Origin of the sequence: Coprococcus comes ATCC 27758, from assembly GCF_025149785.1 — a bacterium.
GTDB lineage: Bacteria > Bacillota > Clostridia > Lachnospirales > Lachnospiraceae > Allocoprococcus > Allocoprococcus comes.
The window spans coordinates 1,330,276-1,356,557 of record NZ_CP102277.1 but is presented as its reverse complement, the minus strand read 5'-3'; the positions used below and the strand labels follow the sequence as shown (position 1 = coordinate 1,356,557).

Here is a 26,282-nt window from a genome sequence, read left to right as displayed (position 1 = left end):
AGTCTCTTGTATAAAATTATCTCCATTCAGCATTCAGATAGGAATCTTCCACTCCGTCTGCATCATTATTTTTAATTATATCTCCACGCCTATAGGTCAGTCAATTCTAACTATGTTTTATCATGGTATTTTTCTATATTTTTTCAGAACTTTTCTATGAATAACTGGTCAAATTCCCCATAAAATCTTGTAACAAACTTTATTGCAGCGTATACTACACCTATAAAACAAAATTTTGAGGAGCCCATATGATAAAAAAATTTTCACTACACTGTATAGAAAAAGTTTTATTCTTCATTGGCATTTTTCTGCTTACCAGCGAAATCCTGAAACAATTACTCCTGACCTTCGTCATGAATAATGGGCACTACAACCTGTGGTACTTCCCATTCCAGCTCTGCAGCCTCCCGATGTATCTGCTGGTTCTCTACCCATTTTTTCACACAGAACCTGCCAGAAATACCATCCTCGGCTTCCTTTCCACCTATAATCTTCTCGGTGGAATTGCCGTTTTTTTCGATACCAGTGGAATGCATTATCCGCTTCTGATCCTGACAGTTCACTCCTATCTCTGGCATATTTTACTAATTGTCACAGGAATCCTGTCCGGTATACTTCTGGTACAGAAATCTGTACCAATGACTCCTCTTTCCTGTCCAAAAAATATTAAAAGACAGCCGACTGACGCTTCTTCACGCCGTCTGCTGCCTTCTTTTTCCCGCATCACTTTGCTCTATATTCTGTTTGTCCTCATTGCCGAATACCTGAACCACATTCTGGATCCCTTTGGTGAAATTAATCTTTTCTACATCAATCCAGATTACCGGATGGAACAGATTTTCTTTGTGAAAATTGGTGAACTCTACGGAAATAATTCTGCAATTCTGGTCTATATCCTTGCGACTATATCAGGGGCTGGGATTTTGTATGGAGCCTGGAATCTCATGATCCGTTTTTATTCTTCTCATTGACATTGCTTTTGGAAAATTTCTGCATCCTTGCTCACATACTCTGCTCCCACCTTCAAACTAAAACGCCCGGATCTTATCCTCCTCATCATCCGTCGTATCTTCAATCTTCCGTATCACAAGCTCATACGAATAATCATCGCTAACCTTCACCTTCACAGTCTCTCCTGCTTTATGCCCGAAGATTGCCTTTCCGATCGGAGATTCGGTACTGATATAATTATGAATTGAATTCCCGCGAATCGAAGTAACCAGCTTATAGGTTTCTTCCTCGTCATCCTCCGGAAAATATACGGTCACACGGTTATTGATTCCGGCAACACCTTCTTCAGAAGTATCGGATACAATCTCCGCATTTTTCAGCATTCTTTCCAGATACCGGATCCGGCTTTCATTCTGGTTTTTATATTTTTTTGCTGCATGGTATTCAAAGTTCTCACTTAAGTCTCCCTGCGCACGCGCTTCCTTGACCGCTTCAATGGCTTCCTTACGGATCACATGCTTGCGATGCTGGATTTCCTCTTCAATTTTCTTTACATCACTTTCTGTAAGCTGCTCACGCATCTTTCCACCCTTCTTTCTGTAAAATAATTTCCATCAAAATATGCATCCACTAATGCACCTAACACAAAGCACCTCAATTGTAGCCAATCGAAGTGCTTCGTAAAATTTTCCAATATCCCTAAAAGAAGATTCTCCGGATATCATTATACATCACAAATACCATCAGGCAAAGAAAAAGTGCCATTCCTGCCAGATGTACATACCCTTCTTTTTCCGGAGGCACCCGCTTTCCGCGGATCACTTCCACGATCAGAAATACCAGACGACCTCCATCCAGTGCCGGAAGCGGAAGTAAATTCATCACTCCAAGGTTCGCTGAAAGAAGGATCGTCATCTGCAGAAGATTCAGGAAAATCAACAATGCTCCACCAGATTTGCTTTCCTTATACGTGGTATCCACCGCGCTCACAATGCCCACCGGTCCAGATAACTGATCCACTCCGATCCGTCCTGTCACAAGCTGTTTCAAACTGTCAATCGTCAGATTGATCCAGTATTTAACATTATACGCACTGTATGCGGCAGTCTCAAATACATTGGTCTTAACATAATTGCTGCTCGTAATTCCAATCAGATAATATCCACTGTCATTCTTCTCCGGGGTAACAGAAACCGTATTTTTTTCGCCATTTCTTTTGTATACAATCTTCATCGTCTGTCCCTGATGAAACTGATTGTAAGTAGAAATATCCTTGAAAATGTGGATGCTCTTATCATTGATCTTTACAATCTCATCCCCTGCCTGAAGCCCTGCCTCAGCTGCAGGCGTTCCTGCATTTACCGTTCCTATGACCGGTTTGTCTACACCGACAAAGCAGATAATAATGAATGCACCAATAAAGGCAAGAATAAAGTTAAATACCGGACCTGCGGCAATGACCGAGATCCTGCGCCACGGCGATTTGCTGTTGAAGCTTCCCTCTGACAGATCCTCTTTCTCATCTTCCCCCATCACACACGCACCGCCGATCGGCAGTATTTTCAGACAGTAGTCTGTATTTCCGATCTTTTTGTGTGCCAGTGTCGGCCCCATTCCGATCCAGAATTCATACACATTGATTCCATTAATCCTCGCCAGAAGAAAATGTCCCAGTTCATGGAAAAATACGATGAATCCAAAAAGTAAAATCGCCAGTACGATTCCCATTTGCTACCTCCTGCTTCTGATTCTGTCATACGTTTCCTGCTCTGTGTCCAGAATCTGTTCCACAGTCGGATTCGCAATTGTCTTATGTGCTTTCATGCAGTCTTCGATAATCTCTGTAATTTCCAGATATTTAATCTCCCGGTTCAGGAACTGGCTGACTGCAAGTTCATTTGCTGCGTTAAATACCGTTGGAAGTGTTCCACCGCATCGCCCTGCCTCGTAAGCAAGTGCAAGCCCGTAGAAGGTATCCATATCCGGCTTTTCAAAATCAAGGTGTCCGATACTCCAGAAATCCACACGCTCTCCCGGAAGAAATCTTCTTTCCGGATAATAAAGTGCATACTGGATCGGCAGCTTCATATCCGGAGTACCAAGCTGTGCGATCACTGCTCCGTCCACATACTCTACCATAGAATGGATCACACTCTGCGGCTGTACAACCACCTGCACATCATCAATATCCACATTAAAAAGCCATCTGGCTTCCATCACTTCCAGTCCTTTATTGACCATGGTCGAAGAATCGATCGTAATCTTACGTCCCATCGCCCAGTTCGGATGCTTTAAAGCATCTTCCACACGGATATTCAGAAGATCCTCCTGCTTCTTTCCACGGAACGGGCCACCGGATGCCGTAAGCAGGATCTTCTTCAGTTCATTCTTTCCATGGCTTCCCTGCAGAGACTGGAAAATGGCACTGTGTTCACTGTCCACCGGAAGGATCTTCACACCACATTCCTTTGCAAGCGGCATAATGATATGCCCTGCCGTAACCAGTGTCTCTTTATTTGCAAGGGCAATATCCTTTCCGGCTTTGATCGCTGCAATTGTCGGACGGATACCGATCATACCCACGATCGCCGTTACAAGGATCTCACTTTCCTCCATCGTGGCAATCTCCAGAAGTCCATCCATTCCGGAAACAACCTTTACATCCAGATCCCGGATCCGGCTTTTCAGTTCCTTTGCCTTCTCTTCTGTCCACATTGCCACAATTTTTGGCTGGAATTCCCGGATCTGTTTTTCCAGAAGATCCACATTTGTCCCTGCCGCAAGCCCTGTCACTTCGATATCTTTGTTCTCACGGATCACCTCAAGTGTCTGGGTTCCGATCGAACCTGTTGAACCTAATATTGCTATTTTTTTCATTTGAAACCTCCTGTCAGATTACATCAGTGCAACTGCCAGATAATAAATCACCGGAGCTGTGAAGATCACGCTGTCGAAACGGTCCAGGATTCCACCGTGTCCCGGAATCAGTTTTCCGTAATCTTTGATCTCATGATTTCTCTTGATCGCAGATGCTGCAAGATCCCCGATCATGGAAATGATTCCACCAACAAAACAGATCAGCGCATATTCGCCAACTCCTGCCGAAGCACCACCCCATTTATTGATTGCAAGAGCGTAAAGCGCGCCGAGAAGTGCTGCGCCTGCAAGTCCACCGATTCCGCCCTCTATGGATTTCTTCGGGCTGAGCTTCGGTGCCATCTTATGCTTTCCGATCAGTACACCCACACAGTACGCACAGGTATCACATCCCCAGGAACATAAAAATACAAGTCCCACGAGGAAAAGTCCGTCTTTCAACAGACGTGTCTGATAAATATAGGATAACATAATCGCCACATAAAATACGCCAAAGTACGCAGTCATTACCTGTTCAGACACATATTTCGGAAAGGCAAATACATAAACTGCCATTACAAGGATCAGCAAAATGATTGCAAACATCATCAGATCTTCTTTTTTCTGTGCACGGATCAGAAAATAATATGCAACTACACCTATATAGCCTACGATTCCGAGTGGTGCTTTCTCAATCTTTACAACCTTGTAAAGCTCGGAAACTCCGATCAGACTGATGATCAGAAGTGTTGCAAACAATACATCCCCACCAAGGAAGATCGTTGCAAATGCAATGATAACCAGTACAATTCCGCTGAGTAATCTTGTCTTAAACATTTTCTTCGTCCTCCTTGATTCCGCCGTATCTTCTGTCTCTGCTATTATATTGCTCAATTGCTTTTTCTAATTCTTCTTTTGAAAAATCCGGCCACGGAACATCTGTAAAATAAAATTCTGTATAAGCAAGCTGCCATAACAAATAATTGGAAAGTCTGAGTTCTCCGCTGGTACGGATCAGAAGATCCGGATCCGGAATCCCATGTGTATCCAAATATCCTTCAAACAGTTCTTCTGTAATCTCTTCCGGTGCAAATCTGCCATCTGCACAGTCTTTTGTCATTTTTCGCATGGCACGGATCATCTCATCTCTGCTTCCATAATTGATCGCAATCTGGAAATTCAGTCCGTCATTATTTTTTGATGCCTCTTCCAGTTCCTTAATTCTGGTACGGATATCTTCATCCAGACCTGTCTTATCTCCGATCACACGGACACGCATCCGGTTCTTTTCCGCCGTCTTCAGACAGGTTTTCATATAGTTACGAAGAAGCTTCATCAGTGCATCCACTTCACTCTTCGGTCGACTCCAGTTCTCTGTGGAAAACGCATAGACCGTCAGATATTTGACACCCATCTTATAAGCAGCCTCACAGATCTTTTCCACATTCTTGCTGCCCTGCACATGCCCGTAGTTTCTCGGCATCCCTTTTGCTTTCGCCCATCGTCCGTTACCGTCAAGGATAATGGCTATATGCTGCGGTACATTCATCTTTTGACCCTCTCTTGATTGATACTAAATTTGCTGATATAAAAAAGGAAAAGAGGCGCCAAACATCTCGCCGCCCCTTATCTTTCCTTCTTATACTGTCATAACTTCTTTTGACTTTGCATCGACTGCTGCATCAACTTCCTTGATGTATTTGTCAGTCAGCTTCTGGATCTGATCTTCAAGATCCTGAATTTCATCCTCTGAAACGTCTGTGCCTTTCAGCTTCTTGAATGCATCATTTCCATCACGGCGGATGTTACGGACTGCAACCTTGGATGCTTCTCCTTTTTTCTTAACATCTTTCACCAGTTCTTTTCTTCGTTCCTCTGTCAGTTCCGGGAATACCAGACGGATAACAGTACCATCGTTTGTTGGATTGATTCCGATATCAGACATCAGGATTGCTTTCTCAATATCTTTGATGATCTTCTTTTCCCATGGCTGGATCTGGATCATACGTGCTTCCGGAACAGAAATGTTCGCTACCTGCTGGATCGGTGTCGGTGTTCCATAATATTCTACCGTTAATTTGTTCAGAATATTCGGGTTTGCACGTCCTGCACGGATAGAAGCAAGCTCTGTATCCAGTGCATGGATGGTTTTCTGCATCTTTTCATCGTATATTTTTAATTTTTCGTTCATATGTTATCCTCCCTTAATGGGTGCTGCTTATACAGTCACCTTTGTTCCGTTGAAATTACCGCTCATTGTCTCTACGATACTGTTCTCTTCGTTCAGTCCGAATACCAGCATCGGCATCTTATTCTCAAGGCACATGATCGATGCGGTCAGATCTACTGCCATAAGCTTCTTATCGATGATTTCCTGAATAGAAATCTCATCATACTTCTTCGCTTCCGGATTCACCTTCGGATCGCTGTCATAGATTCCGTCAATTGCTTTTGCAAGAAGCATTGCATCTGCTTCAATCTCAATTGCACGGAGAACAGCTCCTGTATCTGTTGAAAAATACGGATGTCCTGTGCCACCTGCGAAAAAGATTACTTTTCCTTCGTTCAGTGCTTCCACTGCTGCATCTTTTGAAAACAGGGAAGTGAATGCTCCACAGACAAATGGAGTGAAAACCTCTGTCTTCATGCCTACATGTCTGAAAATATCGGATACATAGATGCAGTTCATCACCGTTGCAAGCATTCCAATCTGGTCAGCTTTGGTACGATCGATCGTCTCACTGGTTCTTCCTCTCCAGAAATTACCGCCTCCGGTTACGATTGCAACCTGGATTCCCTGATCTACGATCTGCTTTACCTGCTTTGCAACGCCAACGCATGTTGCCTCATCAAAACCTGTCTTTTTGTCTCCTGCAAGTGCTTCTCCGCTTAATTTTAAAAGAACTCTTTTCATCTGTCTTTGCTCCTGTCTCTTGGTTTTTAAGATACTTTCGCATACCTGAATTTAGTATAGCATACCTGAATTTAAAATGGAAGTTCTAAGTTTATTACATTGAGGGTGGGTAGCGCAAAGTTTTTATGGATTGAGGGATTGACGCAGAATGTACAAATGATTTTATTTCACTTCCGTTGTGCAAACCATTCCGAGAAGCCTCTGAAAGCGAAAATCATTTTTAGCAATGGCTTCAATGATTTTTGAGTCTTCTCTCCATTGCACAACAATTGGAATTGAAACAAAATCCTTTGTACATTCTGCTGGTTTCCCCCGATTTATATGTTTTGGCATTTGTTCAATGTAACGAACGGAAAGCGGTAGCTTTGGCTCACTGAGCGGTTTTGCTTTGACACCACAATGTTGTATGCTTTCCGCAATTTCAACAATTGAAGAGCTATGCTTCTTTATTTCCTGGCAACTGGGCGAGGATGATGGCGCTGAACATCAGAATGCATCCTGCTATTTCTCGGATACTTAGTTTCTGACCTAATATCACCCAGCCTCCGAGGACAGAGAATACGGACTCCAGACTGAGGATCAGGGATGCCACGGTTGGATCGGCATCTTTTTGTGCCACGATCTGGAGGGTATAGGCTACACCACTTGAGAGAACTCCGGCATAAAGTATCGGTACTGCTGCTGCGAAAATATCTGACAGCCGTGGTGTTTCAAATAAAAACATTGGAATTGCCGACAAAACTCCGGTTATAAAGAACTGGATGCAGGCGATCCGCACACCGTCTGCTTTTGGTGAAAAATAATCGATCACCAGAATGTGGATGGTAAATACAACCGCACATAGCAGTACCAGAATGTCTCCTTTTGCAAGTACCAGCTTATCGGTAATACACAGCAAATACAAGCCTGCGACAGAAATTGCCACGCTTATCCAGATTCTCACTCCGGCTTTCTTTTTCAAAAAAATTCCAAAGATCGGCACAAGCACGATATAAAGTGCTGTAATAAATCCGGCTTTTCCTACCGTTGTGTACTGTATTCCGATCTGCTGCAGGTTACTTGCCACACAAAGTGCCAGTCCACAACAGATTCCACCCAGGATGACATTCTTTTTTTCTTCTTTCCTATCTACTTTTTTCTGTCTTTCTACTCCGTCATTTTTCGCACGCCATTTATCCAGAAAACAGATACATGGAATCAGAAAAATCCCACCGATCAAAGAGCGTACACAGGTAAATGTAAAGGGCCCGATATAATCCATCCCCACGCTCTGTGCTACAAAAGCTGTTCCCCAGATAAATGCGGTCAAAAAGAGCATCAGTGTATTCTTTCCTGTCATTTTCTTCATCGAGCCGTTTCCTATTTGCCAAGTTCGTGAAGATATAATTTTGCTTCTGTTTCAATGAAGATCGTTCCGGCTCCGTTTACACTGAAGAATTCGATCAGAAGAACGTGACGGATTCTTCCGTCCAGAATATGTACACGGTTGACACCATTTTTTGATGCCTGAAGACCATAGCCGATGATCTCGTCAAATTCTTTCGGGAAATTACGTTCTTTGCGCAGTTTTTCTACTTCCGGGACGGTAATCTTATAATAAATATCTTTTCTCTCTTCGTCTTTGTAGATTCCAGGATATTTTGACAGATAAACCAGCTTGTCCGCCTGCATTTTCTCTGCAATCTCAAGTGCAGTCTCTCTTGGATCAATATATTCGCTTTCGTTGTCGATATCATTTGGCACGATGACCGGAATATAATCATTGTCCAGCATCAGACCAATCGTCTCTGTATCCACGCCGCAGATACCGATTGCTTTAACTCCACAGAGTTCAAGGAGCTTGGCAATCCGCTTATTTTCACGGAATTTGTCCAGTCCCATACGGGTAGCATGTACCACGATCGGACGCATACCAACGCTCTTTAAAAGAACGATATCCTGCATCAGTCTCTGCTCTTCCACTCCGCTGAGCCACTCGGCACATCCGTACTCGATAACTACTGTCTTCTGATTAAAGTCTCTGATATATGGTAATGCATCTATCAGGATTGAAGCTTTATGCTCCACAAGTTCTAATTCTTTATCCATGATTACACCTCATTTTTTGTTTTATCTAAAACAGTATAGCATAGAATGATCTCTATTTGAAGAACCCATTTTTCACAAAAAACAGGAAGTGGCAAATGTTCTGTAAAATCACCCTTTTTCGCTGCTACCACCATTTTTTTCACATCCATTATACCCGGAAGAACCGGTTCCTTGCATCAGCAAAGCACCGGTTCCTCTGTCTCATTTATTTGATTCATGATATAGTCTTCCATTCCGCTCTCCGGAATTCCAAGTGCTATGGAAAGCTCCGAATACAAGTTGCCTTCTGCCATCCTCAGATAACGCTCGTCAGTCGCCGTGATCTTCTTTCCCTGCTTCAGGCGGGACATCTTCCGCTGATAAAGGGTCTTGATGATCCGCACCCATTCTGCACATTTGCAGCTTTTCATGCATTCCTTGTACTTTTCCTCTCTCTGCTTCTCGCTTCCGATCCAGAGTCCTTCGATCTGTGGAATCTCACGGATCAATTCTTCTGCTTCTTCTTTGGAAATGACTCTTCGCATGACAATTTTTTCATTGTCTACCGGTGTAAATACTTTTCCACGCTTTTCACGTACCGGTCTCAGAATATAATACAGTTTGTCCTTCGGCACTCCATCCATTTTCAGCGTCGTAATTTCAGTCACTTCACAAATTCCTGTCCGGCCATAAACAATCAAATCTCCTACTTCGTACATTTTCTTCCTTCTTTCTTAAACTTGCCGAATCTCTACTTCTTTATTTTATCAGAAAATTAGTTTAAATTCTAATGTTTTTCAGATTTTTGTGAATCTTAGTCAAAGCTAACGCCTGTGGTTTTATGCAATTTTACTAGAAAATAGGGGGATTTTGTCGCAAGATGCGTCCCAAGTGGAAGGTGTTTCTTGAAGATACGCTTTATTCATATGGGCACTCTTTCAATAAACATTCAACCGCCATCCGGTATTCCCGGATGGTCTGGCTTTTGCGGATTTGCGTCAGATATTCTTCGCTGTTTTTAAAGTTTTTGCCAAGATACCACCAGAGTTCTTTCATTTTGACTACTGCGTTTTTTTCTTCTGGAGATTTTTCGATATAGGCATCAAGAAGATGATCGCAGAATGTAGCAATCTTCTTGGTGTCAAATGTAGATTTCCCTTTTATAACTGCCGGAAGAAATGGGTTCATCAGAATTCCTCTTCCGAGCATGATGCATTCTGCTTCGGGAAATTTCTCCTGGAAAATTTTGTAGTCTTCCGCACAAAAAATGTCTCCATTGTAGACCAGAGGATTTATGCTGTTCCGGCAGGCGTAGGCAAAAGTGATCCAGTCGGGTTTGTTTTTGTAGTAATCCTGCTGGACTCTTGGGTGAAGGATCAGTTCTTCCAGAGGATATTGGTTATAGATATCCAGAAGCTCTTCGAACTCTTCCTGATCATATTTACCGCTTCTTGTTTTGATAGAGATTTTCATATCGAGTTGATCGAAAACTTCGGCAAGGAAATGATTCAGTTCATCGGGATAAAACAAAAAACCGGATCCCCTTTTCCGGTTGACGACTGTTTTGGAGGGGCAGCCGAGATTCAGATTGACTTCTTCATATCCGAATTCTTTCAACTGCCGGGCTAGGCGGATGAAATCCTCGGCGCGGTTGGTCAGGATCTGCGGAACAGTATACATGCCCTCATTATTCTCCGGAAGGATCTCATTCCATTCCTGTCTGCTGAATTTGCCTTTCGGGTTTGGATTTAAAAATGGTGTAAAATATTTATCCATTGGTTCAAAAAAGGTGTGATACGCCCTGCGGTATACCTCACCTGTAATGCCCTCCATTGGCGCCAGATAGATTTTCATGACCTTTCTACCTCCGTCACATAAAGTGTTTCTTTGTCTACTCGGAAATGAATTTCCATTCCCGCGTAAGACATGCCGTAAATCCGGACTGGATCCTTTTGATAAGAAGGTCTCGGATCCTGCTCCAGGATCTGAATCAGTGCTGCTCTTTTTTCAGCCGGAATCTGTTCCAAATACATTTCCGGGAAATTCACATCCAATTTATAATCTTTCTTTTCTTCCGCGAAACCGCCTTTTGCCTCCGGGTGGCTATCCACGTATGGAAGGTAGGGCTTGATATCGTAGATCGGCGTCATATCCAGAAGATCCGCACCTTCCACGATCAGCACCGGACCTTCTTTTTCCCGGAATTCCACCCCAGTAAGCTTTACGGAAGAAAGTCCGATCGGATTCGGGCGAAATGGAGAACGGGTGGCAAAAACTCCCACCCGTCTGTTACCACCAAGCCGCGGTGGACGTACCGTCGGGCTCCAGGTATCCCGGATAGATTCCGAAAATTCCCAGATCAGCCACAGATAATCATACGCCTCGATTTCCCGCAGTGCATCCGCATTCTGATATTCCGGCAGAAAATGGATTTCTGCCCGGGTATCCGCAAGATTACTCTGTCGCGGAATCCCGAATTTCTCCACAAAATCAGATCTTATATACGCGATCTGCTTTATTTGCATTGTTCTTTTTCTCCATCAACAAACATCATCACAAAAGCAACTGCCAGAATTGCAGAAGCGATCAGAAGTGCCTTTTCAGCAAACATTTCCACACAGGCATTTCCGATAATTGCACCGATCACAAAGAAGAAGATGATTCCATAGTACAAAAGTCCTTTCTTGATATATTCTTTATCTTTCGTGTTCGCATAACTGCACATATGCTGGGTCGCACTTCGTAAGTTTCCGATGCACATGGTGGTTGCAATTCCGTTTCCATGGATTTTGCGGAAGCTTTCCACCTGAATCCCACACGCAAGGGACGTGAGTGCATTCGCCACCAGATTAAAATCCTGTGGGATAAAGCTGACACTCAGCAGGATCACTGCCTCACAGAATACCGAAATCTGTCTCCAGTGCAGAAGTGTCAGATCTTTCGTCCGTATTTTCACCAGATCCGCAAGGGCGATTCCAATGGCAAATGCCAGCACCGGAACCAGATAGTGGAGTGCCATATGCCAGTTTCTCTCTGAAATATTGATTCCAAGAAGCAGAATATTTCCGGTTTGTGCATTGGCAAATACTTTTCCTCTGCACATATAGGAATAGGCATCCATAAATCCACCGGCAATCGCAAGGATCACACCAAGTTTAATTGATTCTGACATCTGTTTTGAAAATTTCAAGTTACTCATCCTCCCTATCGTATGCTTTGATGTATACAAAATTCTCATTGTTTCGTTCTGTATGATAATCCAAATTCAGTGCCGCGTCAAGAAAATCCTTACCACCGGACTCCACTGCCTTCACCGTCATGCCAAGTGCCGCTTCCACGTCCTGCACCGTCAGATCATCCAGAAAGACCTCTTCTCCGCTTCGCAGCATATTGATCGGAATCTGCAGAGTATCTCCCAGATCCTCTCCTGCTTCTTTTCTCTCTTTTAACTGTGCCACCAGATCCTGTCCGGTAATCAGACCGGATACAGTGATCGTCTCACCAAAGAAATCATTCCGGATGCAGGCAACCGTGATCTTTACTTTTGGGAATGCTTCCGTGATCCTGTCTGCAAATTCCTGAATTGTCGGATACGCAAGCTTTGCAGTCGCAATGGTAAATGTCCGTGCGATCCCTTCTTTTAACTTTGGATATTCTTCACTTTTCTGAAGCTCTTCAAAGGCATGGTAAAATTCATCCCGTAAAAGCCGCATCATGCCAACACCATTTTCCAGCTGGATATATCCGTCATAACGTCCTTCCTCTGGGAAATCCCGCTCTGCAAGAATATACCACTCGTCACTTGCATGGATAAAATGAAGTCCAAACTCGTCATACGCCTTCTTCTGATAGCTCTCGATCAGATCAATGACCTCTTCCGCTTCTTCTTTATCAAAAAGCTCCAGTGGATAAAGTCCCTCCCTGTACTTGGAAAGTCCTGCCGGAACCACTGACACACTCCTCATAAACGGCAGATACTTCATCAGATCTTCGATAGAACGCTTCAGCTCATCCTTATCATTAACTCCCTTGCACAGTACGATCTGCCCATTCATCTCCACATGTCCGGCATACAGATCATCCAGGAATTTCAGCTTTTCTCCGGCGAAACGATTGTGGAGCATCTTGCAGCGCAGCTCCGGGTTCGTTGTCTGCACAGAAATATTGATCGGCGCAAGCTGCATCTCGATAATACGGTCCACATCTTTCTGCTTCATATTCGTCAGGGTAATATAATTGCCCTGCAGGAAAGACAGACGGGAATCATCATCTTTAAAATACAAGGTCTCACGCATTCCCGGCGGCATCTGGTCGATAAAACAGAAAATACACTTGTTGCTGCAGGAACGGTAGTCGCTCATCAGACCATTTTCAAATTCTACGCCAAGGTCATCATCATACTCTTTCTCGATCTCCAGAAGCCATTCTTCCCCGTCCGGCTTGCGGATCAGCACTTCTACATACTCATCCTTGATCATGTAACGATAATCAAAAACGTCCTCTATTTTCTGGTTGTTTATTCGTAGAAGGACATCTCCCGGCTCGATCTCCATCGCCTCGGCAATTGAATCCGGGTAAACCTCACGGATCAGATGTCCCTGATACTCATTTTTCTTACTCAAATTATATTCCTCCCAAAATTCGGAATCGGAAACAAGACCTTTTCCAGGCTAGCTTCCTCTTTCATGTAATCCTCATATTTTTATCATAAACGACTTTTTCTGCAATGATTACATACTTTTTCATCATACCATAAAACTGTAAATTTCGGTAGGGATAAAATTCAGAAGCCTGAAACAGAAGCCTGAAACAAAAATTCACCCATAAATTCAAACGATACCTTTCATTCTCCAACCAAACACCGGGGAACGAAACCTTTTACGGTTCCATTCCCCGGTGTCCGGTTTGTATATATGGTTATCTATATACAATTTCCATATGCTTCAAAATAAAATATTCTACTTCTGATACCGCATGTTACAAGAAAGGCTTGCGGTCTTTTATTAGAAACGGCTAAATCAAGTTCCTCCTATTCTTACGCGTATAAGTATTGTCGACTTCTATATAGTAGCATATCTGCGGTGTACTTTCCTAGTGGTAAAAAGGGAGATTCTTTTGCTACTAAAAATACCGGTTTGACAGCTTGCGAAATCCACCGAAATGTATCGAAAAATGTTTTCTTTCTCCGAATTCCTTTTAATTATTCAAAATAAATTTTCTTCTTTGTAATATCTGTTTAAAATCAGAAACAGGATTTTAGTGATTTTTTACAGAAAATCCGTTCGATTCTACACTGCATCCCCACGCTCTGTCACCAGCTCATATCCGACACTTGCTACTCGTCTCCCCATACATCCGCGACATTCTGCTGCCTCTTCACCGGTACAGATCTTGTTGTCATAAAGCTCATACTGCTTCCGGTTCTTCACCGGAGAAAGGTTCGGCATCACGACATTGGCTCCTGCCTGCAGCCCTTTCTCTCTTCCAAGCGGATCCATCGTACCAAGTGCTGTCGTTGCCGGAAGAAGTACCTTCGGCAGCAGGATTCGGATCACAGCGAGCAAAAACAGTGTCATCTCCACACTTCCTGCCGGTTCTTTTGCAAACTGCGTATCATGATGTGGGATAAACGGTCCGATTCCCACCATCTCCGGCTGCAATTCTTTCAAGAATACCAGGTCTTCTGCCAGATCTTCTGTCGTCTGATAAGGTGAACCAACCATCATGCCAGCCCCCACCTGATAACCAAGCTTCTTCAGATCATACAGACAATTCTTCCGGACTGCGAGACTCATTTTCTCCGGATGTAGCTTCCGGTAATGCTCCTCATTCGCCGTTTCATGGCGAAGCAGGTAACGATCCGCTCCGGCTTCCCGGAATCTTTTATAACTCTCATAAGACTTCTCACCAATCGACAGCGTCAGCGCACATTCCGGATATGCCTCCTTGATTTTTTTAATAATCGCTACCATCCGGTCATCCGTATAATAAGCATCTTCTCCGCCCTGTAGCACAAACGTCCGGAATCCAAGCTCATACCCATTCTCACAGCATGCCATGATCTCATCCTCTGTCAGACGGTAGCGCTTTGCATTCGTATTACTCTTACGGATTCCGCAATAATAGCAGTCATTCTTACAATAATTGGTATATTCGATCAGCCCTCTGGTAAATACCTTTTTCCCGTAATAAATCTCCCGGATACGGACTGCTTCCTCTTTCAATCTCCGGACTGCCTCCGGATCTTCTGCGCATTTTATCAATTCGACAAAATCCGGTTTCGTAAAATCCGGATTTTCGATGAATCTTTCGTAAACTGGTTTCATTCTTTCCATTCTCCCTGCCTGGTTTTCTGTATCTTTTCTGAATTTATGGGCATTTGTCCATGAAATTATAAAATTTATTCTATCACACTTCGTCAGCTGCGGCAATCACTCCATCAATGTCTACGATTTCATCAAGCGGAATCCGGTCTCCACTCTGTAATACGATTTCATTCAGATAAGTGTCAATCCTCCGGATACATCCGGACTTTTTCTGATAGGAGCCACCTTCCTTTTTCTGATCCGGTACAAAATATTCAAAATCCACTTCCCGTGGTTCCTGACTCTGGCATACTTCCCGTAAATACAGATCCAGTATCTGTCTGCAATCCTCACTAAGTCTGCGTTTCCGCTCGGTCAGTCTTTCGGTCTCCCTGATTGCATCTTTATGTCCGGTCAGCGCTGCAAACGGGGCAAACTGCGCCGCTCTGTCCTCCCTTGACATCTGCGGATGTCTGACCGATACATGATGCGCTAAATGAATGATATCCTCATATCCTGTCATGCCTTATGCCCTCCGATCTGCTCATTCCGCGCTTTGGTAGTGGCTCCTTCCTGAAAATTAAGTCCCTTCAGAATTGCATTCTTCCCATACTTCTTCTTAATCGAAAGCACTGCCTCCTGCATCTTCTTCTCCCGTTCAAGCTTCTCATCCTGCTGCTTCTTTTCATTGCCTCCGGTAAAATCAGTAAACAGATCCAGTTGCCGAAATTCTGTCTTATCTGCCGCTTTCTTTTCATCCAATACGTGATTCGCTGCCATCGAAATCCGCCGCACCATTAAATGCGGATTCACAATCCGGTCATACAGTTCCATCACTGCATCCGTTATCATTCTCGCAGAAGCTGTATACTCTCGTAGATTCGCTGTTCCATGTGCATGCTTTGGAATCTTTCTTCCATACCGGTCCACTGTCACCTCCCCTGTATAACCTTTTCCACTTGTCAGATTCTCGATATCATATCCGACAGTCAGCACGATCTGATCCGTAACCAGATGCTTTTCTACAAGATCAAGCGTCAAAAGGTCCAGCATCTCTTTAACCACAATTTTCGCCTTTTGGGCATCATACGGGCAATGTAGTACTTGTCCTGCACCAACACTGTTATGCTCCGGCTGATACGCTTTTACATCTGCAATCGTACACGGTTCCCACCCCCAGGCATGATCGATCAGAAGTTCTGCATTCACACCGAACATTTTATACAAAAGCTCTTCGTTATAAAATTCATTCTCTTTTCCAACCGAGCATCTGGCAATATCTCCCATGGTATACAATCCACATTGTTCCAGCTTTTTCGCATAGCCTCTTCCCACACGCCAAAAATCCGTAAGCGGTCTGTGATTCCACAAAGATCTGCGATAACTCATCTCATCCAGACTTGCAAACCGGAAACCATTCTCATCCGGTTCGCTATGCTTTGCCATGATATCCATCGCAATCTTCGCCAGATACAGATTCGTACCAATTCCAGCTGTCGCCGTAATCCCGGTCTGCTCATAGATTTCCCGCATTATCTTTCCTGCAAGTTCTTCCGGTGTCAGCCGGTAAGTATGCAGATAATCGGTAACATCCATAAAAACCTCATCGATTGAATAGACATGTATGTCTTCCGGTGCAACATACTTCAGGTAAATGTCATAAATCCGGGTGCTGTACTTCATATAGAGTGCCATCCTCGGAACCGCCGTGATATAATCCAGTGCAAAGCTTCGGTCTGCCTTTAATTCCCCGGTGTCACAGGATTGCCCGGTAAATTCATGTCCTCCATTTTTCCGCTTTCGCTCGTCGTTGATCTCCTTCACCTTCCGGACAACCTCAAAAAGTCTTGCCCTTCCCGGAATTCCATATGCTTTCAGCGCAGGAGAAACAGCAAGACAGATCGTCTTCGTTGTCCTCTCCGGATCGGCTACAACCAGATTCGTCGTAAGCGGATCCAAATTCCGTTCCTTGCACTCCACCGAAGCATAGAAAGATTTCAGATCAATTGCTACATAACTGCGTGTCTGCTCCGGCATTCGCCGCACCTCCTAACATTTTCAAGAGAACATATGTTCTTTTTTCGATTATACTATATTTTTTCGCCGACCACAAGATTACAACTATAAATTTTTTATTTTTTAAGCAGTTGGATATTCAGATCCACATTTCCTTCAATCCCCGGCACGCTTCCTGTACTGGAATACTGCCACATACTGAACCTATACGGCGTCTGCGGAAGTTCTTCATAATCTGCATACCAGACCGGATAATCCAACAGCTTTTCCAGATCCAGTTCATACGCTTCCCACAGCATATTGCTGTAAATCATGGCATCATAACCGGCTTTTTCTATTTCTTTACAAAATACCTTCGCATTTTGGGTAAATTGTTCTCCCGTTACACCATCCGTCCGTGCTTCGTCTTCCAGAATATGCTCTGGATCGTACACAACCGGCATCTGAAGCTCCTGCCCTTTCAAATGTTCCAGAACAAAATCAGCCTCTTCCTTTGCCTCTTCTTCATTTACCGCCTGCGAGAAAAAATAAACACCCACATCTATTCCAGCTTTTCGGGCATTTTCCAGATTCTGTTCAAACTTCTCGTCTGCATTTAACGTACCTTCTTCACCATAGCCACGATATCCGATCCGCAAAATTGCGAACTCATAGCCTGCTGCTTTCACCTGCTCCCAGTCAATATCTCCCTGAAAAACAGATACATCTACGCCCAGCCTTGAAGTATATTTCTTATCCTCATAACTCATCTTATTTTCATTTTTTACAAAAAGTGCTTTATCATACGGATTCTTCGCAACTGCTTCATTGATTTCTACCGTATAATGCTCTCCGTGTGCATCTACAAAATCAAGCGTATTTTTCTCATCTGTACTTTCCGCATTTTTTGCATCCGCAGAAGTTTCTGCTGTTTTCTTTCCAGAACATCCTGCAAGCAAAGCTACTAACATTCCGAAAATAATCCATTTTCCTCTTCTCATCTGATCTCCATTTTCTTCACTGTATTTTCCGGCACTTTTATCACACCAAACCGCCACAAAAGGCTTTTTCTTTTTTCTTATACTCCTTATAGTTGTTCTTCAAACTTTTCACAACGCATAATCTCCTTCACCGCATCCGTCAGTGCATAAAACAAATACGCATCTTTCACTCTTGCTTCCGGATGCGAAAATGAGATGACAACAGATTTGCCATCTCTGAAATACCAGATTCCCCTTGAAGTCATTTTCCAGTCAACTTCTCTGTCCTTATAACATGCATCCATAAAAGCATACTCCGTGCCACAGCAAATAATAAAGTCTGCTTTATACAAATCAATCTGCTCCTTGATAATGTCATGATGATCAACTGCTGCCCTGTAAATTTCACCATTATTTGAAGTATGTCCACCAGAAGTTTTCTTCAAATTGACCGCTGCTATTTTCTTCAACTCCCTCAAGCGTCTCTGTTCATTGTCCGTCTCCATCTCAGACCACGGAAATTCTTTTTCCCAGGACAGAATTCCTTCCGTCCAGCGTGCAATATTATCCCATGTCTGTGGTCTTCCACCCTCATAAACAAAATCCCGCAGGTCCCAGCTTTTTCCGCCATTTACTTCTTTTAAGATATATACGATCTTATATCTGGCATTTAAAAATACCTGCTCGCAGATCACTCCATCGGCTACAATACTGGCATCTTTTTCTCTTAATTTTTGAAATAAAAACTCTTCTCGTTCTTTAATCGACATAGCTGTTTATTATTCTCCATAATCTTTAATTATACTGTAATTTATAATCCAAATTACTGTTTTAATAGTTCCAAGATAACTGTGTTTCCTATATTGTAAGGCTTTCTGATGTGTTTGTCACTCTTTTGTTTCTATCAGGTTACTAATGTAAAAGTTCGTTTACCTTTGCTTGAACAGCAGAATAATTTGGCTGCTGTACTTGGGAAGTACACACCTGTCGTGATGAGCAGTTTTCTTATTTTGATTGGATTTAAGTCCAGAGAATGCCCTGGATTCTGGATGCTATTTGCGTAACCACCTCCTCGCAGGCATAAGAAAAGCCCATCTGCACCGAGCAGACAGACTAAAAATGGATATAAAAATACCCTGCCAGCTTTCACCTGCAGGGTTGATTAGAATTTTTACTTGTAAAGGTCTTCCAACGTTATCAGCCGAACTTCACCTCGCTCTTGTGCCTGAAGAAGTTCATCTGTGAATCCGCCTTTCGAGAAGATATAGTAGTGATAGTTGTTGCCCTTTCCAAAAACTGAGGCATAATCCCGAATCAAATCGAGTTCATCCACACCGATTTTCTCATTCCGGTATTTGCATGAACCGATGATATAGTCTTTGCCCTCAACAGGAGTTCCGACGATATCAATCTGTATCTGCTTTTTCTTCTTCGGGTCTGTCCCCCACCACTGGCCGATTTCACTCAGCTCAATAGGAAGACTATCCGAATAATAGAGCAGGTAATCCTGACACATCTTCTCATAAATTAGACCCATGTAATCAGGAAGATACTGTTTTACAGCGTGTGGATAGGTCTTTGCAATTCTGTCAGAGTCAATGGCACTCATATTGATTGGCACAAACCGATACCAGAAACGGAAGAAGTTATCAGCCAGCAGATAGATGGTTTTCTTACCCAGTTTTTCTGTAATCGGTGTTTCTTTCTTAGCAATGCCAAGGTCGATCAGCGTTTTCAGGTACTTCGATACGACCGAGTTTTCCTCGCCGACCTTCATCTTGATATCGTTCATCCGGGAAGCACCTTCTGCAATCGCTTTAATGATTGCATTATAAATGGCCGGCTCCCGGAGTTCCTGCTTCAGTAAGTTTCCCGGTTCCTCATACAGATAGCTGGAGCGGTCAAAGAAATTATCCAACAGAGCTTCATCCACACTATCTCGCACATCCAACTTATTGATATAGTGGGGAACTCCTCCCGTGATTCCATAAATCAGGGAATTGTCTTCTGCAGACAGATTTGGGTGGAACACAGCGGTTTCTTTATAGTCTAGCGGCTCAATCTTAAACTGGCTAGTACGTCTGCCATACAACGGACTTTCCTTGCCAAGCACCTGACTCTCCATGAAGCTCATAGAGGAGCCGCAAAGAATCAGGTACATCTTGGACTCTGTCCATTTGTGGTCGATGATGTGCTGCAGCATCGCTGAAATAGCTGGTTTTGCTTTTGCAAGATAAGGATACTCATCAATGACAAAGACAATCCTCTTTTCCTTTGAAAGTGCTGTCAGCTCATCCAAAGCTGCATCATAGGACCTGAACTCCGGTGCAGTCTCCATATCCGGCCGCTCAAAACTCATAATCGACTTTGAGAGAGCTTCCAGATTTTCCTTTCCTGTCGTGTTCAATGCAGAAAAGAAAATGGTAGGCTTATCTTTGCAGAACTCGTTGATCAGTGCCGTTTTACCAACACGCCGTCTGCCGTAGATGACAATGCACTCAAACTTATCACCTGCGTACCGTTTATTCAGTTTCCGCAGCTCATCCTCACGGCAATAGAATTGACTCATCTGCTCACCTCCAATAATTATACTCGTGAGTTAGTAACTCGTAAGTTACTTCTTTACGAGTAAAATAAATCAGATAGTCTGCAAAGTCAAGTAAAATAAGTCGAACCTTTAGAATCGATCAAAGTCCGACTGACTTGCAACACAAAAATATCCGGCAGCTGACCTTGATAGTTCTCTTTATGATCCAGAGAGGCAGTTAAACACACATGTCATTGAATTACTGGCTAAAGGTGATTGGGTCGATGAACCGAACAATCTTTTGATTACAGGTGGAGCAGGAGCTGGCAAAACGCATGTTGCATGTGCACTTTGCGTCACAGCACTACATCAAATGAGGACTGTTAAATATATCCGTGCGAATTATCTGCTTCAAGAATCCGCCCATGCGCATAGTGAAGATAATTACTATGAGTATTCAAACAAGATGGCCGGTTATGATCTTCTTGTTCACTTTATTTCCATCACAAACTATACACTTCCATCATGAGCCGAATTCCTACTTTCAGGCCTTCCTCAAAAGCGGTCTTTTCCCATGCACAGCACACCGTTCCCTGTCGGTCCATGATCTTCTCCCAAAGCGGAATCTTATCTCCGACGTAGTCATCTACGAGCCTATCCATTCCATCCAGCCCTCTCAGCCACTCTTCCAGCTCCTTTTCCTTGGCCTTTGCTGCTTTCCCGGCAACTGTGTTTTTCTCTACTGGGTTGTTCTCCGTGTAATGCTCGCAGATCAGATCCAGCAGATTCTCCACTGGCGGATAATACTCCGGTTCCGTTTTCTTCAAATACTTCTCCAGCATTTCCTTCAATTTTTCTATAATGCTGCCATCCTTTCCAACTGAAATTCACATCCTCAGTTATGGCACATATTACCGCACACTTCTGTACATAGCAACCTGTTTTTTGCGGTTTTTCGGATGACCCATCTTCTCCTTCACTTCGTCCGGCACATCGATTAGCCCGAACCGATAGAACATTCCGTATATGTAGGTCACGCCTCGAATATCGCCCAGAGCTTTGGGTCTCTCTACTACTTCTTCTTTAATATTCTTCAGTGCCAGCAGCACTGAACTCCACGCCAGACTTTTACTCTTCTCCCGGCGGTCGATCCACAGCTCTTTCGTGTACGCTCCATTCCTGCCTTTTTTAATTTCGTAAGAGAATGGCAACCCGGAGTAGGTCTTAAATTTTACTCCAGTATAGGCCAGAACCACACCCCAGAAGTTTTCTTCTGTCGGATCGGCCCTCCACCGCTTCATTGTTCTGTATCTCCGCTGCCGCTCTGCTCCGACACTGATCTTGAATATTACGGTGCGGCAGAGCCGCCAGTCCGGTGTGGCGAGAGCCACCTGTCCGGACTAACGGAGCCACCTCAGTTTGTTTATTAAGTTACTTTGCCATTGCTGGATCCAGTCCATATACTTCTCTCATAGAGAGGTCTTTAGCTGGGTCAACACTTTCAATATCGATTTTATAGGAATCATACGAAATACGATCCATGATAGCATCGGCAAGAGTACTTTCACCATCACAGATTTGCTGGTACCATTCACTTTCACGGAACTGAGAACAAAAGATTGTTGAAGATTTTTTACGTCTTTTATGTATCAGTTCAAAAAGATTTCTGGCTTCAGCTTCGGTCAGTTTAAGAAGCAGCCACTCATCAAGGATCAGTACTATTGGCTTGGTATATTTCTTCAGGACATTCGAGAAAGTTCCATTGTCCCTGGCAGCCTGTAAGTCCAATAATAGATCAGGAAGCCGTACATACCGTACTGAGTAATAGTGCTTGCATGCTTCCATGCCAAAGGCACAGGCCATATAAGTTTTACCACTTCCGGTTGCTCCAGTAATAAAGATGTTCCGGTATTCTGTAATGTATTCACAGGTTGCCAGACGGTTGATTAGTGCTTTGTTCAGCTTTCGTCCAGAATGGTAATCGATCGCTGCGATGCTGGCATCTGGCTGTTCAAACTCAGCCTGGCGGATCAGCCTTTTCAGACGATTGTTTTTACGGTTGCTATACTCGACATCAACAAGCATACCGAAGCGATCTTCGAATGGAACTTCCTTCATTGCAGGATCATCCATCTGGATGCGGAATGCATCTGCCATAGCAGTCAGACGCATTTCAATAAGTTTATCGATTGTACTTTGATTTGTCATGATTGTTTACCTCCATAGTATTTGGCTCCTCTGGTTATGCCGTGTGGTTTTTCTACTTGAGATGATTCTGATTCGGTATCAGGTGCATCCTTTGTTGCAACCAATAGATTTTTGATACTTTTATAGCTGGGTTTACCGGAATAAGAGAGCGCCTTAGCGCAGACCTGTTCCAGCTTTTCTGGCGAATATTTTTCTGCCAGTTTCAGTAATCCCATGCAGCTTCTGTAGGATTGCTGTTCAATCCTGCCGGAGGTAAGTATTGCATCGACAACCTTACTTGTGTTAATTCCAATCGAATCAGCCCACTTACGGAACCGGTCACCGTTCCATTCCAGATATTTCTGGTGTTCCTGCGGCATATGTTCTGTCACTGTAGAATACTGACTGCTTCTTCCATAGAGTCGTCTGTGAGAGGCAATACGATTGTGATTATAAAATATTTCAACCGTTGTATCTGTTATACGCACATCAACTTTATTTTTGATATACTGATAAGGCACGGAGTAGAACATTCTGTCTACTGCGATGTGATAGTTAAACTGGACGGTGGCTTGTTTCCACTCAGCCAGTTCAAAAGGTGTAGCAGGCAACGGAGCCAGTAATGGCATTTCTTCCCCAAGAAATAAACTGAGTCTGCTACATTCCTTTTTCTGGAATTTACGGGCGTTGTAGGCATCCAGTTTTTCACGGATTGAAGCATTCAATTCTGCAAGAGAGAAAAACTGTTCATTGCGAAGGGCTGCTGTTATCCATGTGGATATCTTTCCTACCGATCCCTCTACATTCGGTTTATCTTTGGGTTTCCGGACTCTGGCCGGAAGGATGGCAAGATTGTAATGTTCTGCCATCTCATGATAAGTTGTGTTTAAGGCAGTGTTGTACCAGTCACTCTTTTTATGATTCACTGCGGTTGTGCAGTTATCAGAAACGAGCATAGGTGTGACACCGCCAAAGAAATCAAACATCTGGATATGAGCTTTGATCCAGTTGTCAGTTTTCTCATTCATATATGCTTTTACAAAAGCATACTGACTGTAAGTTAATACACCTACAAATATCCATGCATCTGTTATTTCTCCGGTGTCCGGATCAATGATGTGAGCAGGGTCACCTGCCCAGTCAACTTCAATCTGTTCACCTGGTTTTCTAGGGATATGCATGGTAGCCCTGCGTTTTTCTTCATCCTTCTGGATGTAGTAGCAGAACTGAGAATACATTAGAGGCTCTTCGCTGTTCATGCGGCACTCCTCACAGTATTCTACCCAGAGAAGCTTTTTGTTTACGCCGTTCCGCAGAAGTTCTTTGCGGATGTAGTTAAAGTTTGGCATACGTTTATTCGTTGCCGACTTATCTTTAGGAAACATCAGCTCCTCTAGTGCACTGTCGGTCATGTCAAAATCCAGCGGCCATGAAAGATTGATTTCCGCTGCTTTTTTCAAAACCTTGGCGACTGTGTTTCTGGATACACCGCAACTCTGTGCGATGTTCCTCTCACTGAATCCTAAGCTTTTCAAGCGTAGGATTTCACGATACTTGGTCATAACTTACGACCTCCTTTATCTGTATTCACACCAAGGGTGTGTCTTTACAGTATAAAGGAAATATATGTAATAGAGCCCAATAAGGTGGCTCTGAATTACCGGAATATATGGCTCTCAAAGTCCGGACAGGTGGCTCAGAGAGCCCCGGAATAATCAGATCTTCCCTTTTTCTGCTGTGCTTGTGAAGTACACACCTTTCCGATATGGCAAGTACGAGGTGACGGAGGCTTTGGAAAGTTTCAGAGTGTTTGCAGTTGAGAGTATGGAGGTTTTGTAGTCTTGTGTTTCACGGTATTCTTGAAAGGTAGCTTGCACCTTCTCCGCCACTTCAGATTCATACACACCGGCCGTGATGAGCAGCTTTCTTACTTTGATTGGATTTAATCCCAGTTCTTCGCCGATGGCCTGCAAGGACATCTCAGAATCATAAAGTGCCACAGCACTTTCCATCTGCTCTTTCAGATTCTTCCCGGCATCGTACTCCGGCTTCAGCTTCTTCCGGCCGCCGCCTGGTTTTCTTGTTTTCTTCATTTTACTCATGTAGCTCCAGTGGCAGTCCATCCGGGTCATGGAAGAAAGTCATCTTCTTGCCGGTATAATCGTCAACACGGATTGGCTCACATTCAATCCCAACCTCTGCTAGTTCTTTCACCGTCTGTTCCACGCTATCAACGCAGAACGCAAGATGACGCAGCCCACAGGCCTCCGGGCGGTTCACACGCTTCGGAGGATTTTCCTCAGCGAAAATCTCCAGCTCTGTGTTTTCGTTAACACGCAGATCTAGCTTCCAATCTTTACGCTCTGGACGGTAGTTTTCTCTGATAACAGAGAAGCCCAGCTTGTTCACATAGAACTCCTTTGCGACTTCGTAGTCGGATACGATGATCGCGATGTGGTGTATTTTAGATAAGTTCATTTTTTTCACGCTCCATTTCTTTTATTTTTGTTCTTCTTTTATTTCCGTTATAAACTATATAGCAGCCTTCAAAAAATACCGTGTGAACTTCTGGAGTTCAGTTTGTCCACACGGCCGATCTTATTTCAATTTTTCGAGAATCTCATCCGCACTCATGCCGCTGGCTAATAATTTCTTAACCACACTCTCGGCTTCGATCTTCTTAGCTTCTCCAGCGGCCTTAGCATCTGCCTTTGCCTTCTTTGCTTCCAAGGATGCCACTTCTTTTTCGGTCTTCTTCAAAGCAGTCTTCTACTCTTTCAGTGTGTTCTTCTGCTCTTCGATCGCTTTCTGGATGGATGCGATCTCGGTATTCAGAGACGCAATAGTCTCTTGCTTCTCCGCAATCTGGAATGCGTAGTCTTTGGTAGTATTGGTTTTGGGACGGTTTTTGCTGCCTTTCGTTCTGGGCATGGTGATAACCTCTTTCCTTTTATAGTTGTTTAAGTATAGCACTGTAATCAGCGAATATAACTTCTGGTGTATTTTTATTTCAATTTCTCTTCTGTTTCCAGTGCCGCTTTTTTCAGATAGTCTTGTATTTCCAAAAGCCTCGCCTGACAAACATTGAAATCATCTGAATCAATACCATTGTTCTGTACTGCCTCGCCACTAATATACGAATTAATATAGGCCTGCAAGTTAAATCCATCCTTATTCTGTAATTGACGAATCGCATCTGAATATTCTGTTGGTATATTTGAATTGATTTCAGTCAAATTTGCATTAAGTTCCTGTCCGATATCGCATAAAGTATTATGTAAGCTAAGTCCTTTCTTTCCCCGTCTCGAAGAATTTGAAGCAGACAATGCTTCTGGTAACTTTATTAACATTTTTTGTACTTCAACTAATGCTTTGTTTGTCTGTGCAAAAATTGTAAGATTCTTGCTTTTCCGAAAATATTTAATTGAATTCCATGCTCCAAGAGCGGAAACAACTGCAAGTATCACGTTAATAATTGTCAAAACAACATCCAACATGCC

Annotated in this window: 31 protein-coding genes and 1 pseudogene; 2 read left to right on the top strand and 30 right to left on the bottom strand. The window is 43.4% G+C overall.

Translation table 11 applies throughout. The features are described 5' to 3' along the window. The first annotated feature begins 248 nt into the window (after window positions 1–248). Window positions 249–971, top strand: coding sequence for a hypothetical protein (locus NQ556_RS06670; RefSeq protein ID WP_204575899.1), 723 nt, complete (start codon window positions 249–251; stop codon window positions 969–971). Between the two features lie 57 nt (window positions 972–1,028). Here NQ556_RS06670 and greA read toward each other — a convergent pair whose 3' ends face one another. The 21 genes from greA to NQ556_RS06565 form a co-directional block, all read right to left on the bottom strand. Then, on the bottom strand, window positions 1,029–1,532 hold the full coding sequence (greA, locus tag NQ556_RS06665; RefSeq protein WP_008372359.1) for a transcription elongation factor GreA: 504 nt from the start codon (window positions 1,530–1,532) through the stop codon (window positions 1,029–1,031). Window positions 1,533–1,650: 118 nt separating this feature from the next. Continuing rightward, a complete protein-coding gene (rseP, locus tag NQ556_RS06660; RefSeq protein WP_008372360.1) occupies window positions 1,651–2,679 on the bottom strand; it encodes an RIP metalloprotease RseP in 1,029 nt (342 codons plus the stop codon). 3 nt (window positions 2,680–2,682) lie between these two features. Further along, window positions 2,683–3,828 carry a 1-deoxy-D-xylulose-5-phosphate reductoisomerase gene (locus NQ556_RS06655; protein WP_008372361.1) on the bottom strand — a complete coding sequence of 382 codons (1,146 nt, stop codon included), beginning with the start codon at window positions 3,826–3,828 and terminating at the stop codon, window positions 2,683–2,685. Window positions 3,829–3,846: 18 nt separating this feature from the next. Further along, entirely contained in the window at window positions 3,847–4,644 is a 798-nt protein-coding gene (locus tag NQ556_RS06650; protein ID WP_008372362.1) for a phosphatidate cytidylyltransferase, read from the bottom strand. After that, window positions 4,637–5,356: an isoprenyl transferase gene (locus NQ556_RS06645; RefSeq protein ID WP_022220575.1), complete on the bottom strand. Its 720-nt coding sequence runs from the start codon at window positions 5,354–5,356 to the stop codon at window positions 4,637–4,639. Before NQ556_RS06645 ends, NQ556_RS06650 begins: the two co-directional genes overlap by 8 nt. 90 nt (window positions 5,357–5,446) lie before the next feature. Continuing rightward, complete coding sequence (gene frr / locus NQ556_RS06640) at window positions 5,447–5,998, bottom strand: ribosome recycling factor (RefSeq protein WP_008372365.1); 552 nt, start codon at window positions 5,996–5,998, stop codon at window positions 5,447–5,449. Between the two features lie 27 nt (window positions 5,999–6,025). Next, a complete protein-coding gene (pyrH, locus tag NQ556_RS06635; RefSeq protein ID WP_008372366.1) occupies window positions 6,026–6,721 on the bottom strand; it encodes a UMP kinase in 696 nt (231 codons plus the stop codon). Window positions 6,722–7,157: 436 nt separating this feature from the next. Beyond that, a complete protein-coding gene (locus tag NQ556_RS06630; RefSeq protein ID WP_008372368.1) occupies window positions 7,158–8,069 on the bottom strand; it encodes a DMT family transporter in 912 nt (303 codons plus the stop codon). Window positions 8,070–8,080: 11 nt separating this feature from the next. Beyond that, on the bottom strand, window positions 8,081–8,809 hold the full coding sequence (locus NQ556_RS06625; RefSeq protein WP_008372369.1) for an amino acid kinase family protein: 729 nt from the start codon (window positions 8,807–8,809) through the stop codon (window positions 8,081–8,083). A gap of 2 nt (window positions 8,810–8,811) precedes the next feature. Further along, window positions 8,812–8,943 carry a hypothetical protein gene (locus NQ556_RS06620; RefSeq protein WP_256170983.1) on the bottom strand — a complete coding sequence of 44 codons (132 nt, stop codon included), beginning with the start codon at window positions 8,941–8,943 and terminating at the stop codon, window positions 8,812–8,814. Between the two features lie 42 nt (window positions 8,944–8,985). Further along, window positions 8,986–9,507: a CarD family transcriptional regulator gene (locus NQ556_RS06615; protein WP_008372373.1), complete on the bottom strand. Its 522-nt coding sequence runs from the start codon at window positions 9,505–9,507 to the stop codon at window positions 8,986–8,988. A gap of 199 nt (window positions 9,508–9,706) precedes the next feature. After that, window positions 9,707–10,642 (bottom strand): tRNA dihydrouridine synthase, encoded by a 936-nt coding sequence (locus tag NQ556_RS06610; protein ID WP_008372374.1) that lies wholly within the window; start codon window positions 10,640–10,642, stop codon window positions 9,707–9,709. Continuing rightward, window positions 10,639–11,313, bottom strand: a complete 675-nt coding sequence (tsaA, locus tag NQ556_RS06605) for a tRNA (N6-threonylcarbamoyladenosine(37)-N6)-methyltransferase TrmO (protein ID WP_008372376.1) — start codon at window positions 11,311–11,313, stop codon at window positions 10,639–10,641. Before tsaA ends, NQ556_RS06610 begins: the two co-directional genes overlap by 4 nt. Next, window positions 11,304–11,978: a YoaK family protein gene (locus NQ556_RS06600; RefSeq protein ID WP_044998986.1), complete on the bottom strand. Its 675-nt coding sequence runs from the start codon at window positions 11,976–11,978 to the stop codon at window positions 11,304–11,306. Before NQ556_RS06600 ends, tsaA begins: the two co-directional genes overlap by 10 nt. Before the next feature lies 1 nt (window position 11,979). Then, entirely contained in the window at window positions 11,980–13,410 is a 1,431-nt protein-coding gene (locus NQ556_RS06595; protein ID WP_008372380.1) for a DUF512 domain-containing protein, read from the bottom strand. Between the two features lie 666 nt (window positions 13,411–14,076). Then, window positions 14,077–15,123 (bottom strand): [FeFe] hydrogenase H-cluster radical SAM maturase HydE, encoded by a 1,047-nt coding sequence (gene hydE, locus NQ556_RS06590; RefSeq protein WP_008372385.1) that lies wholly within the window; start codon window positions 15,121–15,123, stop codon window positions 14,077–14,079. Window positions 15,124–15,196: 73 nt separating this feature from the next. Continuing rightward, window positions 15,197–15,616: a hypothetical protein gene (locus tag NQ556_RS06585; protein WP_008372387.1), complete on the bottom strand. Its 420-nt coding sequence runs from the start codon at window positions 15,614–15,616 to the stop codon at window positions 15,197–15,199. After that, window positions 15,613–17,130 carry a Y-family DNA polymerase gene (locus tag NQ556_RS06580; RefSeq protein WP_008372390.1) on the bottom strand — a complete coding sequence of 506 codons (1,518 nt, stop codon included), beginning with the start codon at window positions 17,128–17,130 and terminating at the stop codon, window positions 15,613–15,615. The genes NQ556_RS06585 and NQ556_RS06580 overlap by 4 nt, the downstream gene beginning before the upstream one ends. Window positions 17,131–17,225: 95 nt before the next feature. Continuing rightward, window positions 17,226–18,146 carry a glycoside hydrolase family 25 protein gene (locus tag NQ556_RS06575; protein WP_243426640.1) on the bottom strand — a complete coding sequence of 307 codons (921 nt, stop codon included), beginning with the start codon at window positions 18,144–18,146 and terminating at the stop codon, window positions 17,226–17,228. 29 nt (window positions 18,147–18,175) lie between these two features. Next, the gene (locus tag NQ556_RS06570) at window positions 18,176–18,838 is read right to left on the bottom strand and encodes a hypothetical protein (RefSeq protein ID WP_008372394.1); all 663 of its coding nucleotides are present in this window, start codon (window positions 18,836–18,838) and stop codon (window positions 18,176–18,178) included. Between the two features lie 401 nt (window positions 18,839–19,239). Further along, complete coding sequence (locus NQ556_RS06565; RefSeq protein WP_008372396.1) at window positions 19,240–20,637, bottom strand: ATP-binding protein; 1,398 nt, start codon at window positions 20,635–20,637, stop codon at window positions 19,240–19,242. Between the two features lie 166 nt (window positions 20,638–20,803). On the opposite strand from NQ556_RS06565, the pseudogene NQ556_RS16660 reads away from it, so the two are divergent. Further along, window positions 20,804–21,124, top strand: a pseudogene (locus NQ556_RS16660) (ATP-binding protein); the annotation flags it as partial. On the opposite strand, the gene NQ556_RS06555 reads toward NQ556_RS16660, so the two are convergent. The 9 genes from NQ556_RS06555 to NQ556_RS06515 form a co-directional block, all read right to left on the bottom strand. Beyond that, window positions 21,099–21,422: a hypothetical protein gene (locus NQ556_RS06555; protein WP_147574861.1), complete on the bottom strand. Its 324-nt coding sequence runs from the start codon at window positions 21,420–21,422 to the stop codon at window positions 21,099–21,101. The pseudogene NQ556_RS16660 and the gene NQ556_RS06555 sit on opposite strands and share 26 nt — an antisense overlap. A gap of 84 nt (window positions 21,423–21,506) precedes the next feature. Beyond that, window positions 21,507–21,896, bottom strand: a complete 390-nt coding sequence (locus tag NQ556_RS06550; protein WP_008372402.1) for a hypothetical protein — start codon at window positions 21,894–21,896, stop codon at window positions 21,507–21,509. A 130-nt stretch (window positions 21,897–22,026) separates the two neighbouring features. Next, on the bottom strand, window positions 22,027–22,803 hold the full coding sequence (istB, locus tag NQ556_RS06545) for an IS21-like element helper ATPase IstB (protein WP_008369148.1): 777 nt from the start codon (window positions 22,801–22,803) through the stop codon (window positions 22,027–22,029). Continuing rightward, on the bottom strand, window positions 22,800–24,344 hold the full coding sequence (gene istA / locus NQ556_RS06540) for an IS21 family transposase (RefSeq protein WP_008369149.1): 1,545 nt from the start codon (window positions 24,342–24,344) through the stop codon (window positions 22,800–22,802). Before istA ends, istB begins: the two co-directional genes overlap by 4 nt. A gap of 153 nt (window positions 24,345–24,497) precedes the next feature. Beyond that, window positions 24,498–24,875 carry a hypothetical protein gene (locus NQ556_RS06535; RefSeq protein WP_044998581.1) on the bottom strand — a complete coding sequence of 126 codons (378 nt, stop codon included), beginning with the start codon at window positions 24,873–24,875 and terminating at the stop codon, window positions 24,498–24,500. Between the two features lies 1 nt (window position 24,876). Further along, the gene (gene gloA2, locus NQ556_RS06530) at window positions 24,877–25,260 is read right to left on the bottom strand and encodes an SMU1112c/YaeR family gloxylase I-like metalloprotein (protein ID WP_008369151.1); all 384 of its coding nucleotides are present in this window, start codon (window positions 25,258–25,260) and stop codon (window positions 24,877–24,879) included. Between the two features lie 120 nt (window positions 25,261–25,380). Continuing rightward, window positions 25,381–25,542, bottom strand: a complete 162-nt coding sequence (locus tag NQ556_RS06525) for a hypothetical protein (RefSeq protein WP_008369152.1) — start codon at window positions 25,540–25,542, stop codon at window positions 25,381–25,383. Window positions 25,543–25,551: 9 nt separating this feature from the next. After that, window positions 25,552–25,713 (bottom strand): hypothetical protein, encoded by a 162-nt coding sequence (locus NQ556_RS06520; RefSeq protein ID WP_243269664.1) that lies wholly within the window; start codon window positions 25,711–25,713, stop codon window positions 25,552–25,554. 74 nt (window positions 25,714–25,787) lie between these two features. After that, entirely contained in the window at window positions 25,788–26,279 is a 492-nt protein-coding gene (locus NQ556_RS06515; RefSeq protein ID WP_147574903.1) for a hypothetical protein, read from the bottom strand. Window positions 26,280–26,282: the final 3 nt, after the last annotated feature.